Source organism: Curtobacterium sp. MCBA15_001, from assembly GCF_001864835.1.
Taxonomy (GTDB): domain Bacteria; phylum Actinomycetota; class Actinomycetes; order Actinomycetales; family Microbacteriaceae; genus Curtobacterium.
This window is the reverse complement of sequence record NZ_MJGI01000006.1, coordinates 9,636-26,013: the sequence shown is the minus strand read 5'-3', so window position 1 is coordinate 26,013 and position 16,378 is coordinate 9,636. Positions and strand designations below refer to the sequence as shown.

At 70.9% G+C, this 16,378-nt stretch carries 12 protein-coding genes and 1 riboswitch; of the genes, 3 read left to right on the top strand and 9 right to left on the bottom strand.

The genetic code is table 11. The features are described 5' to 3' along the window. Positions 1 to 3 precede the first annotated feature (3 nt). Positions 4 to 115, bottom strand: a riboswitch (TPP riboswitch). Positions 116 to 132: 17 nt separating this feature from the next. Next, the gene (locus tag BIU90_RS02830; RefSeq protein ID WP_071298735.1) at positions 133 to 453 is read right to left on the bottom strand and encodes a hypothetical protein; all 321 of its coding nucleotides are present in this window, start codon (positions 451 to 453) and stop codon (positions 133 to 135) included. Positions 454 to 571: 118 nt separating this feature from the next. On the opposite strand from BIU90_RS02830, the gene glgX reads away from it, so the two are divergent. From glgX to treZ, 3 genes are read left to right on the top strand one after another with little or no spacing between them, the layout of a single operon-like run. Beyond that, positions 572 to 2,815: a glycogen debranching protein GlgX gene (glgX, locus tag BIU90_RS02825; protein WP_071298734.1), complete on the top strand. Its 2,244-nt coding sequence runs from the start codon at positions 572 to 574 to the stop codon at positions 2,813 to 2,815. Then, positions 2,812 to 5,310 (top strand): malto-oligosyltrehalose synthase, encoded by a 2,499-nt coding sequence (gene treY, locus BIU90_RS02820; protein WP_071298733.1) that lies wholly within the window; start codon positions 2,812 to 2,814, stop codon positions 5,308 to 5,310. Before glgX ends, treY begins: the two co-directional genes overlap by 4 nt. Further along, positions 5,307 to 7,067 (top strand): malto-oligosyltrehalose trehalohydrolase, encoded by a 1,761-nt coding sequence (gene treZ, locus BIU90_RS02815; protein WP_071298732.1) that lies wholly within the window; start codon positions 5,307 to 5,309, stop codon positions 7,065 to 7,067. Before treY ends, treZ begins: the two co-directional genes overlap by 4 nt. A 117-nt stretch (positions 7,068 to 7,184) precedes the next feature. On the opposite strand, the gene BIU90_RS02810 is transcribed toward treZ, so the two are convergent. The 8 genes from BIU90_RS02810 to BIU90_RS02775 all read right to left on the bottom strand — a co-directional run. Next, positions 7,185 to 7,979 (bottom strand): polyprenol monophosphomannose synthase, encoded by a 795-nt coding sequence (locus BIU90_RS02810; protein ID WP_071298731.1) that lies wholly within the window; start codon positions 7,977 to 7,979, stop codon positions 7,185 to 7,187. Positions 7,980 to 8,026: 47 nt separating this feature from the next. Further along, positions 8,027 to 8,737: a class F sortase gene (locus BIU90_RS02805; protein ID WP_175470120.1), complete on the bottom strand. Its 711-nt coding sequence runs from the start codon at positions 8,735 to 8,737 to the stop codon at positions 8,027 to 8,029. Next, the gene (locus BIU90_RS02800) at positions 8,734 to 9,891 is read right to left on the bottom strand and encodes a glycosyl hydrolase family 8 (protein ID WP_071298729.1); all 1,158 of its coding nucleotides are present in this window, start codon (positions 9,889 to 9,891) and stop codon (positions 8,734 to 8,736) included. The genes BIU90_RS02805 and BIU90_RS02800 overlap by 4 nt, the downstream gene beginning before the upstream one ends. Before the next feature lie 151 nt (positions 9,892 to 10,042). Next, positions 10,043 to 10,891, bottom strand: a complete 849-nt coding sequence (locus BIU90_RS02795) for a DUF4397 domain-containing protein (RefSeq protein WP_071298728.1) — start codon at positions 10,889 to 10,891, stop codon at positions 10,043 to 10,045. A 160-nt stretch (positions 10,892 to 11,051) separates the two neighbouring features. Further along, entirely contained in the window at positions 11,052 to 13,040 is a 1,989-nt protein-coding gene (locus BIU90_RS02790) for a glycosyltransferase family 39 protein (RefSeq protein WP_071298727.1), read from the bottom strand. Beyond that, positions 13,037 to 14,554: a glycosyltransferase family 2 protein gene (locus BIU90_RS02785; RefSeq protein WP_071298726.1), complete on the bottom strand. Its 1,518-nt coding sequence runs from the start codon at positions 14,552 to 14,554 to the stop codon at positions 13,037 to 13,039. The genes BIU90_RS02790 and BIU90_RS02785 overlap by 4 nt, the downstream gene beginning before the upstream one ends. Continuing rightward, the gene (locus BIU90_RS02780; protein ID WP_083403636.1) at positions 14,551 to 15,159 is read right to left on the bottom strand and encodes a GtrA family protein; all 609 of its coding nucleotides are present in this window, start codon (positions 15,157 to 15,159) and stop codon (positions 14,551 to 14,553) included. Before BIU90_RS02780 ends, BIU90_RS02785 begins: the two co-directional genes overlap by 4 nt. 319 nt (positions 15,160 to 15,478) lie before the next feature. After that, a partial coding sequence (locus BIU90_RS02775) for an aldo/keto reductase family protein (protein ID WP_071298725.1) occupies positions 15,479 to 16,378 on the bottom strand: 900 nt, incomplete at its 5' end.

The following is a 16,378-nucleotide window of genomic DNA, read 5'->3' as shown; positions in this document are numbered from 1 at the left end:
GACAGGCACCATGAGGACTCCTCCCTGCGCCGGCATGACCCGGATCAGGTTCGACGGTCGGAGCGCTGCTCGCTCCCTCTCAGCCCGGCGATCCCGGACTCCCGTGTGTGTCCCAGCAGTGTACCGCCGACGCTACTTCTTGAGGACGCGGATCAGCTTGCGGAGGACGGTGCCCGTCACCCAGACGAGCGGGATGCTCACGACGAGCAGCGAGATGAGGTTCGGCTCGAACTCCAGGTCCCGGCCCGGACGTCGGACGTAGGCGCCGACGGGCAGGGTCGCGCCGCCGCCACCGCCGCCGCCGTTCTGGTCGTCGCCACCTCCCCCGAAGCCGAACCAGCCGACCGACACCGGGATGAGTGTCTGGTCGCCGACCTCGACCGGGTCTCCGTAGTTCGTGGCGACGCCGACGGGGCGCACCTTGTCTGCGATCTGCGTGACGATGTTGGGCATGGCGCGAGGCTACTCCGCACCGCCCCTGTGGACAGCGGGGCCGGTCCACAGGGGGTCCGGCACGGCGGACAGCACAGGGACGCGTCGATACGCTCAGCGAGACAACCTGGAGGCACGTTTGCACACCTGGCCCGGCAACCCCTACCCGCTCGGCGCGACGTACGACGGCAGTGGCACGAACTTCGCCCTGTTCAGCGAGGTGGCCGATCGCGTGGAGCTCTGCCTCTTCGACGAGGACGGCACCGAGGAGTGCGTCCCCCTGGTCGAGGTGGACGCCTACGTCTGGCACGCGTACCTGCCGAACATCGGTCCCGGACAGCTCTACGGCTTCCGGGTGCACGGCGCGTACGACCCCGCCACCGGCGCGCGTTGCAACCCGAACAAGCTCCTGCTCGACCCGTACGCCAAGGCCACCAGCGGTGACATCGACTGGGACCAGTCGCTGTTCTCGTACACCTTCGGCGACCCCGACTCCACCAACGACGAGGACTCCGCCTCGCACATGGTCAAGGGCGTGGTGATCAACCCGTTCTTCGACTGGCAGGGGGACCGCGCTCCGCGTACCCCGTACGGCGAGACCGTCATCTACGAGGCACACGTCAAGGGCCTCACCGAGACGCACCCCGACGTGCCGGAGGACCAGCGCGGCACGTATGCCGGCGTCGGACACCCGGCGGTCATCGAGCACCTCAAGCGGCTGGGAGTCACGACGCTCGAGCTGATGCCGGTGCACCAGTTCGTGAACGACTCGACCCTGCAGGAGAAGGGGCTGTCGAACTACTGGGGCTACAACACCATCGGGTTCTTCGCCCCGCACTCGCACTACTCGTCCTCGGGCGACGGCGGCCAGCAGGTGCAGGAGTTCAAGACGATGGTGCGCGAGCTGCACCGCGCGGGCATCGAGGTCGTCATCGACGTCGTCTACAACCACACCGCCGAGGGCAACCACCTCGGCCCGACGCTGTCCTTCCGCGGCATCGACAACGCCGCGTACTACCGCTTGATGGACGACGACAAGCGCTACTACATGGACGTGACGGGCACCGGCAACTCGCTCAACGTCGGACACCCGCACTCGTTGCAGCTCATCATGGACTCGCTGCGCTACTGGGTGACCGAGATGCACGTCGACGGCTTCCGCTTCGACCTCGCCGCGGCACTTGCCCGCGAGTTCTACGAGGTCGACCGTCTGTCGGCCTTCTTCGAACTGGTCCAGCAGGACCCGATCGTGTCGCAGGTGAAGCTCATCGCCGAGCCGTGGGACGTCGGTCCCGGCGGCTACCAGGTCGGCAACTTCCCGCCGCAGTGGTCCGAGTGGAACGGCAAGTACCGCGACACCGTGCGGGACTTCTGGCGCGGCGAACCGTCGACGCTCGGCGAGTTCGCGTCGCGCATCTCGGGGTCGGCTGACCTGTACGAGCACGACGGCCGTACGCCCAAGGCCAGCATCAACTTCATCACCGCGCACGACGGCTTCACGCTGTACGACCTGGTCGCCTACAACGAGAAGCACAACGAGGCCAACGGCGAGGACAACAACGACGGCGAGAGCCACAACCGGTCGTGGAACTCCGGGGTCGAAGGACCCACCGACGACCCCGCGGTGAACGCCCTCCGCACCCAGCGGCAGCGGAACTTCCTGGCGACGCTGCTGCTCAGCCAGGGCGTCCCGATGATCGCGCACGGCGACGAGCTCGGGCGCACCCAGTCCGGCAACAACAACGTCTACGCGCAGGACTCCGCGATCAGCTGGATCGACTGGGAGACCGCGGACGAGGACCTGGTCCAGTTCACCGCCGACGTGCTGAAGCTCCGGCACGACCACCCGACCTTCCGTCGGACGCGCTACTTCAACGGCCGCCCGGTGCGCCGCGGGCAGGACGAACCACTGCCGGACGTGGTGTGGCTCACGCCCTCCGGGGACGCGATGGAACCCGAGGACTGGGACTCCGGCTTCGGCAAGAGCGTCGGCATGTACCTGAACGGCGAGGGCATCCGCGGCCGTGACGCCCGCGGTGACCGCGTGACGGACGTGGCGTTCATCACCTACTTCAACGCCCACGACGACGTCGTGACGTTCACCCTGCCGCCCGAGGAGTACTCCCCCGGGTGGACGGTGCGCATCGACACGGCCGACCCGGGTGCGCGCGAGGACGTGCTCGACGCCGCCTCGCCGCTGGACGTCCCCGCCCGCTCGATGATCGTGCTGCGCGCCGAACCCGACCACGAGGTCACCTCGACCCCCGTCGACACGACGACCGACGGCGCCGCCGGTCGGTCCCCGCAGGACGCCGTCACCCCGGCGAACCCGGCCGGATCCACGGCCCCCAGCGCCACGGCGCAGAACGGAGCACCCCAGTGACCAAGCGGACACCGGTCTCGACCTACCGCCTGCAGGTGTCGCCGGACTTCGACCTGACGGCCGCGGCCGACGTGGTCGAGTACGTGCGCGACCTCGGGGCCGACTGGTTGTACCTCTCGCCGGTGCTGCAGGCCGAGCCGGGTTCCGCGCACGGCTACGACGTGGTCGACCACACGCGCGTCGACGCCGAACGCGGCGGCGACGACGCCTTCCGCGCCCTGACCGAGGCTGCGCACGCGGCGGGCCTCGGCGTGCTCGTCGACATCGTCCCGAACCACGTCGGTGTGGCCACGCCCGAGTCGAACCCCTGGTGGTGGTCCCTGCTCGAACACGGCCAGGGCTCCCCCGTCGCGTGGGCCTTCGACGTCGACTGGCACGCCGGCGGCGGTCGTGTCCGGGTCCCGGTGCTCGCCGACGACCTGCTCGACGCCGTCACGCTCGACACCTCCGACGCAGCGCGCCCCGTCCTGCGGGTCGGCGAGACCGCGTACCCGACCGCTCCCGGAACGGTCGAGCCCGGCGACGACGTGTCGACCGTGCACGACCGGCAGCACTACGAGTTCATCCACTGGAAGCGGGCGGACCACGACCTGAACTACCGCCGGTTCTTCGCCGTCAACACGCTGGCGGCCATCCGCGTCGAGGAACCCGAGGTCTTCGCCGCGTCGCACGCCGTCGTCGGCGCCTGGTTCCGCGACGGTCTGGTCGACGGTCTGCGCATCGACCACCCGGACGGGCTGTACGACCCCGCCGGCTACCTCGAAGACCTCCGCGCCCTGACCGGCGGCGCCTACACACTCGTCGAGAAGATCCTCGAGCCGGGCGAGGAACTGCCCGCCAGCTGGCCGGTCGACGGCACCACCGGGTACGACGCGCTCGGCACGATGGACCGCCTGTTCGTCGACCCGCGGGGCGAGGAGTCCCTCTGGGCGACCGTTGAAGCCGAGCCCGCGGACTGGCAGGCACTGACCCACGACACCCGACGCGGCATCGCCGACGGCATCCTCGGCAGCGAGGTGGAACGACTCGCCCGACTGCTCGAGAACGAGACGGCCCACGACGACGACCCGGCGACGGTCGACCACGACCGCCTGGTCGACGCCCTGGCCGAGGTGATCGCGTGCTTCGACGTCTACCGCACGTACCTGCCCGAGGGCTCGCACCACCTGATCGACGCACTCGAGGGTGCGGCGGAGTCCCGCCCCGACCTGGGCGACGTCATCGACCGGATCGCACCGTCGCTGATCGACCCGTCCAACGCCGCGGCCGTCCGGCTGCAGCAGACCAGCGGCATGGTGATGGCCAAGGGCGTCGAGGACACCGCGTTCTACCGTTCCGCCAAGCTCAGCTCGCTCAGCGAGGTCGGCGGCGACCCGAGCATCTTCGCCGTCTCGGTCGACGAGTTCCACGCGGCACAGCGGGAGTGCCTGGCGAGCTGGCCGCACACGATGACGACGCTCACCACGCACGACACCAAGCGCAGCGAGGACACCCGCGCCCGGATCGCCGTGCTCGCCGAGCTCGGGGACGAGTGGACCGAGACCTTCAGCCGGCTCAACACGCTCGCGCCGCTCGAGGACGGGGTCTTCGCGAACCTGCTGTGGCAGGCGATCGTCGGCGCACGTCCGGCCAGTCGCGAACGGCTGCACGCGTACGCCGAGAAGGCCTCGCGCGAGGCCGGCGACAGCACCACCTGGACCGAGCCGGACGAGGCGTTCGAGGGCCGCATGCACGCGCTCGTCGACGCCGCGTTCGACGACCCCACCGTGGTCGCGGTGCTGGACGACCTCGACGAGCGGATCTCCGCTGCCGGATGGTCGAACGGCCTCGGCTTGAAGCTCGTCCAGCTGACCGCTCCTGGTGTGCCGGACGTCTACCAGGGCACCGAGCTGTGGGACCGGTCGCTCGTGGACCCGGACAACCGCCGTGCGGTGGACTACGCCGAACGTCGACGGATCCTGGCCGAGCTCGACGGTCCGGAAGACGACGGGCCCGAGGTCCTGCCGTCCGTGGACCTCGAGGGCGCGGCGAAGCTGCTCGTCACCAGCCGCGCACTGCGTCTGCGTCGTGACCGCCCCGAGTTGTTCACCCGGCACCTCGCGGTCGAGGCCACCGGCATCGCGGCCGACCACGTGGTCGCCTTCGACCGCGGGGGCGCGGTCACCGTCGCCACACGTCTGCCGATCGGGCTCGAGCGGGTCGGCGGCTGGGGTGACACGTGCATCCACCCTGCGCCCGTCGACCGGGTGGACGTCCTGACCGGCAGGATGGTGCCCGCGTCGCGGGGCATCCTGCTGTCCGACCTCCTCACCACCTACCCCGTCGCCCTGCTGGTCCCGGCGGCGGACGCCGCCGCAGCCGGCCACGCCGACGCCGCGGCGGACGCGGCGGGCGCGAGCCGGGCCTCCCGTCCGGACGCGAGCGCGCCGGGAACCGGTGATGCGACCGAGACCGACGCGCAGGCCGAGATCGAGATCCTGGAGGGTCACGCATGACCGCACCCGACCGCTACGCCGTCTGGGCGCCGACCCCCGAGCGGGTCCGCCTGGTCGTCGACGGCACCGAGTACCCCCTGACCCGCGGGGACGACGACTGGTGGGGCACCGACGCGATCGTGCCCGTCGTGGGCGCCCGCTACGGGTTCCGCATCGACGACGACGACGCGATCCGCCCCGATCCACGCAGCCGGTTCCAGCCCGAGGGGGTGCACGGTCCGTCCGAGGTCGTCGACCCCGCGCGGTTCGCCTGGACCGACGAGTCCTGGACCGGCCGTCCCGCCCGAGGAGCCGTCATCTACGAGATGCACGTCGGGACCTACACGCCCGAGGGCACGCTCGACGCGGCCGCGCAGAAGCTCGACCACCTGGTGGAGCTCGGCGTGGAGTTCGTCGAGCTGCTCCCGGTCAACGGCGTCAACGGCGAGTGGAACTGGGGCTACGACGGCGTCGCCTGGTACGCCGTGCACGCCCCCTACGGTGGGCCGGACGCCTACGACCGCTTCGTCGACACCGCCCACGCGCTCGGACTCGGCGTGATCCAGGACGTCGTGTACAACCACCTCGGACCGAGCGGCAACTACCTGCCGCTCTACGGGCCGTACCTGACGCAGGGCCTGGCGAACACGTGGGGCGACTCCGTCAACGTCGAGCACCCAGAGGTCCGGCGCTACGTGCTGGACAACGTGCGGATGTGGCTGCGGGACCACCACGTCGACGGGCTGCGCCTGGACGCCGTGCACGCGATCCGCGACACCTCGCGCACGCACGTGCTGGCCGAGATGGCGTCGGAGTCCGATGCCTTCGCGGCGTTCACGGGCATCCCCCGGTCGCTGATCGCGGAGTCCGACCTGAACGACCCGATCATGTTCCGACCGCGCGAGGCCGCGGGGTACGGGCTCGACGGGCAGTGGTCCGACGACTTCCACCACGCGGTGCACGTCGCCCTCACCGGCGAGACGTCCGGCTACTACGCGGACTTCGCGCCGCTGTCGGCCCTGGCGAAGGTCCTGCACGAGGGCTTCTTCCACGACGGCACGTGGTCGTCGTTCCGCGGGGCGCGCCACGGTCGTCCGATCGACCGTGGGACCTCCCCGGCGACGGCGCTCGTCGTGGCGAACCAGAACCACGACCAGATCGGCAACCGGGCGACCGGCGACCGACTGGCAGCGACGTTGGACGACGAGGGGCTGGTGATCGCGGCGGCGCTGACGCTGCTCGGCCCGTTCACGCCGATGCTGTTCATGGGCGAGGAGTTCGCCGCGACCACACCGTGGCAGTTCTTCACGTCACACCCTGAGCCGGAGCTCGGCAAGGCGACAGCCGAGGGACGCATCAAGGAGTTCGCCGAGCACGGGTGGGACGAGTCCGTCGTGCCCGACCCGCAGGACCCGGCGACGTTCCTCGACTCCAAGCTCGACTGGGCCGACGTCACCTCGGAACGCGGGACCGCGATCCTGCGGGCCTACCGAGTGCTCGTCGCGCTGCGTCGGACCGACGAGGCGTTCGTGGACCACCGCTACGAGGCCAACGCGGTGCGGTTCGACGAGGACCAGCGCTGGCTCGTGGTCACCCGTGGGCTGCTCGGCCCGACGGCAGCGCCGGTGCACGTCGTCGTGAACTTCGCTGACGACGCCGCGACGGTCCCCGTCCCGGACGCGACCGGCGAGGTCCTCTACGCGTTCGGCGCCACCACGGACGACGACGACCCCGAGACCGTCCGGTTCAACGGACGCGGGATCGTGGTGCTGCGCTGACGCGCTGACGACGCAACGACGAAGGGCCACCCGAGCGGGTGGCCCTTCGTCGTACGGACTGCCCGAGCGAGCGGGCAGTCGTCCTTGCGTGAGTGCGTGCGTGCGACCGCGCGATCGTCAGCGGATCGGGTTCGCCACCGCGTGCGCGTTGCGCCGCACCGACGGCAGCGGCTTGTGCTCCTTCGCGATCGCACGCACCTCGCGCAGACGGCGGTCGATGCCCCACTTCGTGACGAGCGTCAGGCTCTCGCGGACGATGTTCCCGCTCATCTTCGAGACGCCGAACTCGCGCTCGGTGAACGTGATCGGGGTCTCGACGACCTGCAGGCCTGCCTCGAGCGCACGCCAGCACAGGTCCACCTGGAAGCAGTACCCCTTCGACGCGATCCCGGCCAGGTCGATGCGCTCGAGCGCCGAGCGGGTGAAGACGCGGAACCCGCCGGTGGCGTCGCGGACCGCGATCCCCAGGGCGAGCCGGGTGTACAGGTTGCCCCCGCGGGAGAGCAGTTCACGGTGCCACGGCCAGTTCTCGACCTCGCCGCCGTGGATCCACCGGGAGCCGAGCACCAGGTCGTTCGTGTCCGCGAGCTCGAGCATCCACGGCAGGTACTCCGGGTGGTGCGAGCCGTCCGCGTCCATCTCGACGAGCTTGTCGTAGCCGTTCGCCAGACCCCAGTCGAAGCCGGCGAGGTACGCACCGCCGAGGCCGTTCTTCTCGGTCCGGTGGAGCACGTGCACGCGGCTGGTCTCGGTCGCCAGGGCGTCGGCGATCGCGCCGGTGCCGTCGGGCGAGTTGTCGTCGACGACCAGCACGTGGACGTGCTCGTCGGTCGCGGCCAGGGTGCGCGCGACGATCGGACGGATGTTCTCCGCCTCGTCGTAGGTCGGGATGATGACCAGGGTCTCGCTCATGATGCTCCTTGCGTGCTTCCGGTCGAACGTATATGGCGTGTGCTGGGTCAGGAGTCCGACAGCTCTGCGAACACGATCAGGTTGTCTGTGTAGTGCCCGGTGGCGGTGTCGAAGGTGCCGTCACAGGTGATGAGCCGCAGGGTCGGGGTGGGGGTGACGCCGTAGACGTCACTGGTCGGGAACGCCGACTTCGCGGCGCGTTCGGTCCGGTCGACGGTGAAGGTGCGGGTGGAGCCGTCCGACATGGCGACGTGGATCTGGTCGCCGGACACGAGCTCGTCCAGGCGGAAGAACACCGCCGCGCTCGTGGGGCTGTCGACGTGGCCAGCGATGACGGCGGGCCCGACCTCGCCGGGCACGATGCCGTCGCTGAACCAGCCGGCGTTGTCCCAGCCCTTCGGCGGGTCGAGCTCGCCGGCGGACCCGCGGTGCAGGTCCTCGAGCGAGGCGTCGACGCCGATCGCCGGGATCGTCACCCGCACGGGCGTGGCCGTCGACTTCGCAGCGGGCGCCGCGGGGTCCTGGAAGCCGGAGATGTCCCGGTCGCCACCGGCCGACGACGAACCCGACGTCGAACCGCCGCTGGGGCCGGCCGATGCCCCCGCGGTCGCCGGTGCCCCGACGGGCCCACTGCCCGCCGCGACCGCGACCCCGGTGGCCACCCCGGCCACCAGCACCACCGCGACGCCTCCGGCCACCACGGCCAGCCGACGCCCGGTCCAGCGCCCGCTGCGGGACGCAGCCCGACGCCCGCTCACGAGGCACCTCCAGCATCGCTGGCGCAACCGCCGAGCACGTCCGAGGTCAGCATGGTCGCCCCGAGCGCGGCCCACGCGTCGCCGTAGTACGTCGGCGTGGTCGCCGACGTGCGGTCGGCACGGTCGAGGTCCTGGGTCGCGGCACTCGTGGCACCGGAGGCCTGCTCGGCCGCCGCGCGTGCGACGTACGCCAGCGCGCTCCGGTCCCCCGTGACGGCGGTCCCGCCCAGGTCGAGCTGCGCCGCGAGCTGGGTGGTACGCCGGAGCGTGGGTGCGATGGACCCCGCGAGTTCCCGGTCCTTGGCCGTGCACGCCTCGGCGTACCGGACGGGCAGGCGCATGGCGTCGTAGCCGTACAGCACGCGGGAGTCGTTGCCCGTCGCCGGCATCGGGTCGACGCTGCCGTCGGCGTGCACCTGCGACCAGTCGCTCGGCAGGTCGGTCTTCGCGAGCACGGCGGCCGTCGCGGCGGAGGAACCGCGCTCGAGTTCCTGCCAGCGAGCATCGCCGGTGGCCTCGGCGAGCACCCGGTAGGCGGCCGGCGAGGCGTACGAGGCGTCGTAGCGGTAGGGCTCGGAGTCGGCCCACGGTCCCGGCAGCAGGATGCGCCCGAGGTCGGTGGTCACCGTCTCGTGGTCGAGCACGGCGGCCGCCATCTGCTTGCCCGCGGCGGTGTAGCGCGCGTCATCCCAGGTCTTCCCGGCGAGCACGAGCGCGCGGGCGGCATCGAGGTCGGCGTCCGATGCGGACTGTCCGTCGGCGACGCCCCCGTCGGTGGTCCAGCGCCAGGCGAGCAGGTGGTCGTCAGTGAGTAGGTGTCGCTTCGTCCACGACCAGATGTCGCCGAACCGGTCACGATCGCCGGCGGCGTAGGCGATGAGCAGGCCGTACGCCTGCCCCTCGCTGACGGTGTCGCTGCCCTGGTCCTTCCGCACGACGCGGCCGTCCTCGACGTAGCGGTCGAGGAAGTCGGTCCGCAGCTGCGCGGCGGACCGGGTGCCGGTCGGCGGGGTGGTCGAGGTCGGGGTGGAGGCTCCGCCGGCGTCCGGCACGGGGTCCGACCAGGGTCGGACCGCCGCCAGGGCGATCCCCCCGGCGACCAGGACCGCGGCGAGCGCCACGGCGGTGGGACGGATCCAGTTCCTGCGGGTCATGCTGGCTCGCTCTCTGCTGGTGGGTGGAACGGCGGACTGGCGCGGCTCGCTCAACGGCAACGCGAAGCGTTGCGCGAGCCGCGCCGACCGAGCCTGCGAGGGAGGATCACCGCAGCCGATGCGCGCGGCTGGGTGGGGCCTCCAGTCCGGGTCAGTGGAACAGTCCGCGGACGGCGCGGATGACCGCGTGGAGGAAGTCGGTCGTGCCGCGGTCGGCGGCGGTGCCGCCACCACCGGTCTGCACGCCGCCCGTCGGGGTGGCCGCGGTCGCGGCCGCGTCGGTGACCGGCACGATCGTCAGGTTGCCCTTGCTGTCGTCGAGGACGAACAGCGTCGAGACGGTGTTGCCGGCCAGGTCGAGGTCGGCGCTGCCGGTCTGGCCGCCGCCGGAGATGTCGAGGTCCCACTTGCCGGCGTTCACCGTGGCGTACTGCGACGCCGTGCCGAACGCCGCGTCGGACGCGACCTCGGTGCCGTCGGAGGCCTTGACGTCGACCTTCTTCGCCGTGGTGGCGGCCTGGACGAGCCGGAGCTTGGCCTTGCCGTCCCCGGGCTGCTGCAGGTCGTCGGAGAAGGCCGCGGTCTTCAGCGCCGTGTTCCTGCCGTAGGCCACGACCGTGCTCGCGTCGCCGGCCTGCACCGTGACGTCGGCGGAGATCACCGGGGTCGAGTCGGGAGCGTCCGACGCGCGCATCGAGAGCACGTAGGTCCCGACGGGCAGCTCCTGGTACGGGCTGACCTGTCCGTAGGTGACGTTGTCGAGCTCGAAGACCTTCTTGCCGCCGGCCAGGCTCGACAGTTCGACGTCGACGCCCTTCGTGTCCGGGGACAGGTGGCCGACGCGCAGCCAGCCGTCGTCGGTCGCGGTGGCGGCGTTGGCGGACTGCGGTGCGGCGAGGCCGACGGTGGCTGCGACGAGGGTCGCGGCCAGGACTCCGACGACCGCGATGCGACGGCGGGGCGTGCGGGCAGTGGTGCTCTGGGGTGCAGCGGCGTTCATGGTCGTGCTCCTTCGGGTCGGATCGTGCTGGGCCGTGCTGGGGGGTGCGGAGCCTCCGCGAGCGGGGCTTCCGCGAGCGGGGCTTCCGCGAGCGGGCGAAGTGTCGTGGTGCTCGGGTCGGGCACTGCGGTGTTTCGCCCGCTCGCGGTGGACGGGTGGGTCACGAGGCGCTGATCGCGGTCGTGGTCGGGTCCGTCGGCGCGAAGACCACGGTCAGGGTGTCGCCGTTCCGCTCCATCGACTCGGGTCCGACTGCCGTGTCCATCGCACCGAACGTCCGCTCGACGCGGACGGCGGCCTCCGGGCTCTGCGCGGTCAGGACGAGGCGCCGGAAGGTCTGGCCGTCCTCGCCGGACATCGGCGTGAACCGGGCGACCTGCACCGAGCTGTCGGCCAGGACCTGTCCGAGGCCGAGCATCGCCCGCGAGTCCACCTGTCCGGCGCGGAACTGCGACTTCGTGCCGGCGTTCGCCTCGAGCCCGGGGTTCTGCGCGAGCTGGGTGCCGAGCGTCTTCCGCTGGTCGGCCGCCTGGGTGATCTCGCGCTTCGCAGCGGCCTCGCCCTGCGGGTTGATCCGCCGGACGTCGACCATCTGGTTGCCGGTGCCGAAGCTCGCGACGACGGTCGAGTTCTGGATCGCCTGCCGCACGTCGGTGGAGGAGTTCCCACCGGTGCGCATCGAGTCGGTCGTGACGACGTAGTCCGAGTCCTTCCAGCCGTTCGGCGACTGGCGCTCCACGGCTCCGTCGGTGTCGAGCTTGTAGTACCAGACCACGTTGTCGCGGGCGAAGCCGTCCTTGACCAGGTCGACCCACATCGCGTCGTCGACGAGCATCCGCGACGACCGGTCGACGTTGTCGCCGATCCAGTTCTCGGCCTGCGCCATCGGCTCGTCGAGGTCGGTGATCAGGAAGCCCCGCAGCTGCGAGCCCCAGAGCGGGACGGCGACGACGAGCGCGGCCGCGGTGGCCAGGGCCCAGGTCATGCCGAGTGCACGCTGGGTGGCGGCACGCCCGCGGCTCCCCGCTCGGGCGGCGGTGACGCCGGTGAGTGCGAGCACCGACCGTTCGGCCGTGTACGCCACGAGCAGGGCCGCGAACGGCACGAGCATGATCACGTACGGCACGGGCAGGTAGCCGTTCGGCCGGAACATGAAGAGCAGCAGGAACACGAGCATGGCGGCGATCGGGCGGACACGGCGCAGGAACAGGCCCACGACGGCCGCTGCCGACCCGAGCACGATGAACACCGGGTCGAGTGCCCACCACTGTGCCGCGGCCTCGTTCGCCAGGCTGTCGCCGGTGAACACCGAGCCACTGGCCTGCCGGCTGCCGAGCTGGTAGGTGATGCCCTGCAGCAGGCTGACCTTGCCGGCGCTCGGCAGGAGCTCGCCCTTCACCGCGGCGAGCAGGATGTACCCGCCACCGATGACGGCCAGCACGGCGCCGGCCACGCTCAGCGTGTAGCGGCGGGTGCTCTTGTCGGCACGGCGGACGGCCAGCCAGACCAGGAACGGCAGCGCGAGCAGGAAGGTCTCCTTGCTCAGCACGGCGATGCCCAGGCACGCAGCGGCTCCGACGAACCCGGCGAGCTGCTGACGACGGCTCAGCACGAGGATGAACGCGGCGAGGAGCCACGGCGTCGCGACGTTGTCGATGTAGACCGTGCGGTGGTACTGCAGGGCGAGCGGCGACAGTGCGAAGACGAGCACCGCGGCGGCGCTGACCCAGCGGTGCATGCCGAGACGACGACCGAGCACGAAGAGCAGCACGGCCGAGGCTGCGGCGAAGAACACCATCGCCTCGCGGCCGGCCTCGACGGCGAACGGGTAGCGGGCGAACGCCCCGGTCAGCGAGGTGTAGCCGGCGATCTGGATCCAGCCGAGCGGCGGGTGGTCGTACCAGTACGTGTAGTGGGTGAGTTCACCGAGGTTCGTGATCGCCCACGCCTGGGCGGTGTACGTGCCCTCGTCGTCGATGCGCTGCGGGGTGCCGGTCATGTTCCAGGCCTGCACCGCGACGGCGATCGCCAGGACGGGGAGCAGCCATGCGAGGCTCCGGGCGTGCACCTGGAACCAGGCGCGGACGCCGCTGGACATCTGGACCCCGCGGATCGGGATCCCGGTGGTGTCGGTGGCGCTGGCGGTCATCGGTCACCTCCTGCGTAGGCGGGCTGACGGTCGTCGGCCGGGTCGGACTGGTGGACGGGCTGCTGGACGTCGTCGGGCTCGGTGACGGCCGACGGGAAGCCGACCACCTCGGCCTGCTGGCTCGCGGTGCGGTGCTGCCCGGTGTGCTCGGTCTTCTCCCACCCGTTCTGACCGCGGGAGTGCCGGATGACGGCACGGACGGCCGCTGCGGCGAGGAACACCTGGTACGGGATCAGGCCGAGGACGAGCTTGACGTAGTCGCGGACGCGGACCTTCTCCTTGTAGAGCCGACCGAACTCCCCGAGGCCGGCGATCTCGACCGCCAGCAGCATCAGGGTCGGCGCGAGCGGGATGAAGGAGATCAGCGCGACGACGGTCGGCACCTTGACGAACGCGATCATCACGACGCTGAGCGGGATGAGCAGCCCGGTCGCCGCCTGGATGAACGGCATGGTCAGCAGGTAGCGGGCGAAGAAGCGCTGCTTGCGCGACGGGAGCTTCTTCCACTCCCCCTTCTCGAGCACCTGCAGGAAGCCTTGGTTCCACCGGGTGCGCTGCTTCAGGAGCGACGCGAACGTGGGCGGGGTCTCCTCGCGGGTGACCGCCTCGGGCGAGTACGCGACGACGACCTTCGCGCCGTCGGCGGAGAGCCGGACGCCGAGCTCGCAGTCCTCGGCCAGGCAGTGCGCGTCCCAGCCGTTCGACCAGTCCAGGCGCTCCTTCGTCACGAACACGGTGTTGCCGCCGAGCGGGATGAACTTCGACTCGGCGTGGAAGTGCAGGCGCGAGCGGAACCAGAAGTAGTACTCGAGCACGTTGCGGAGCGACCACCAGCTGGAGCGGAAGTTCATCAGCTGCACGCCGCCCTGCACCACGTCCGCGTCGGTCTCCTGGAAGCGGGAGTCGACGAGCGTCAGGAGGTGCGGGTAGACCTCGTCCTCGGCGTCGAACACGCCGACGATGTCACCGGTCGCCTCCTTGAGCGCGAGGTTCATGGCCTTCGGCTTGTTCTTCGGCAGGGTGTCGTCGACCACGACCTTGATGAGCCCGGGGTGGCGGGCAGCTGCCTCGCGCACGACCCGGTCGGTGCCGGGGTCGTCCTCGCCGACGATCGCGATGATCTCGAAGTCGGGGTGGTCCTGCTGGGCGAGCATGTCGAGCGTCTGGCCCATCACGTCCTCCTCGTGCCGACCGGGCACCAGGAGCGTGAAGCGGTGCGCCGCGGGACGCGGCGTCGGGCTGAAGCTCGTCGCGCGCAGCGCGTCGCGGGAACGCCAGGCGTGCAGCATCCACCACAGGGTGGACAACGCGACCAGCGTGAGCAGGACGGAGATGGCGATGAGCGCGGAGTAGCCGATCCACTCGCCCACCGACCAGGCGATCTGCGCGCCCTGGCCCGAGCCTCCCGTCGGGACGGAGGTGGTGCCCCGGTTCGGGACGTCCGTGGTGCCGGGCTGGTCGCCCGGCTGCAGCAGCGGTCCTGCTGCCAGCGTCAGCGTCGTCAGGATGGTCATGCGGCGTGCTCCTTCGTGCGGCGAGCGTCGGGGGAACGGAAGACGAGGGTCTTGTACGCGGCGAAGCGGAACGCTGTGCCGAGGACGAGACCGACCCCGTTGCCGGCGACGTTGTCGGCGAGGGTGGAGGTGAATCCGAGCAGGTAGTGGGAGACGAACAGGCACGCCGCTGCGATGCCCAGTCCGATGAGGTTGGTGACGGCGAAGAGGACGCCTTCGCGCACCGTCTCGCGACGGCCGGTGGTGCGTTCGGACCGGAAGGTGATGAACCGGTTGAGGACCCAGGCCACCGCGGTCGAGATGATCGCGGAGCCGACCTTCGCGGCGATGGGCTTGTCGTCGAGGATCGTCAGGCGCAGCAGGTTGTAGACGCCGAGGTCGATGAGGAAGCAGAGCGCGCCGATGGTGCCGAAGGACACGAGCTGGCGGCTCGCGGCGACGAGGCGCGCGAAGCGGGCAGATCGGGCAGATCGGGCCTGGAGGCGCGTGACCGGGTTCGTCGGCAGAGCCCGGTTGGTCGGCGGGACCGCTGGTGCGCTCGGGTGCGCGTCGCTCGGTGCCACCTGGGCGGGTGGCACCACAACGAGGGTGTCGGTCGAGGTCATGCCCCCGATTCGGGGGGCTTCGCGTGGGGGTTTGGTCGGGGTACGGACGTCATCAGGGGTCTGCCAGGCGCATGTCCCCCGATGGGCGTCGTCGTCCCGGTTGGTGCGTCATGCACTTCCGCACGGGGACGCGGAAGGGCCCGTGGCGTGGTGCCACGGGCCCTGGAACGGTCTGTCCGATCGGAGTGGTTCGGTCGCGTTGCCGCGTTCACGTCAATCGGACAGGACCGTCCGGACGGTCACATCCGGCTTGCCCGCTGCGTCCGGCTTGCCGGCTGCGTCCGGCTTGCCGGTCAGGCTGGCTTGCCGGTCAGGCCGGTCAGGCCGGTCGGGAGGCCGGGCTCACGTTCTTCGACGCGTCGCGCTCCGGGATGTCCCCCAGCGCCGCATCGATCGCCGCGAGCGCGTCGGCGTCGAGCTTCACGCCCGCTGCCTTGACGTTGTCGGTGACCTGCGACGGACGCGAGGCCCCGACGATCGCACTCGCGACGTTCTCGTTCTGCAGCGTCCACGCGATGGCGAGCTGGGCGAGGGTGAGTCCGGCCTGGTCGGCGACGGGCTGCAGGCGCTGGACTGCTTCGAGGACCTCGTCGCGCATGAACCGCTTGATCATGTCCGCGCCGCCCTTCTCGTCCGTGGCACGCGATCCCTCGGGCAGGGGCTGGCCCGGCTTGTACTTGCCGGTCAGGACGCCCTGGGCGATGGGCGACCAGACGATCTGCGAGAGGCCGAGCTGCTTCGACGCCGGGACGACCTCGCCCTCGATGACGCGCCAGAGCATCGAGTACTGCGGCTGGTTCGAGATGAGCTGGAAGCCGAGCTCCTTCGCCAGTGCGGCTCCGGCTCGGATCTGCTCCGCGGTCCACTCACTCACGCCGATGTAGAGCGCCTTGCCCTGACGGACGACGTCGGCGAAGGCCTGCATGGTCTCTTCGAGCGGGGTCTCGTAGTCGTAGCGGTGCGCCTGGTACAGGTCGACGTAGTCCGTCTGGAGTCGGGTCAGCGAGCCGTTGATCGACTCCATGATGTGCTTCCGGCTGAGCCCGACGTCGTTGTGCTGCTTGGGGCCGGTGGGCCAGTAGACCTTCGTGAAGACCTCGAGGCCGGCGCGACGCTCGCTCTTGAGCGCCTCGCCGAGGACCGTCTCCGCCTTCGTGTTGGCGTAGGTGTCCGCGGTGTCGAACGTGGTGATGCCGGCGTCGAGCGCTGCCCGGACGCA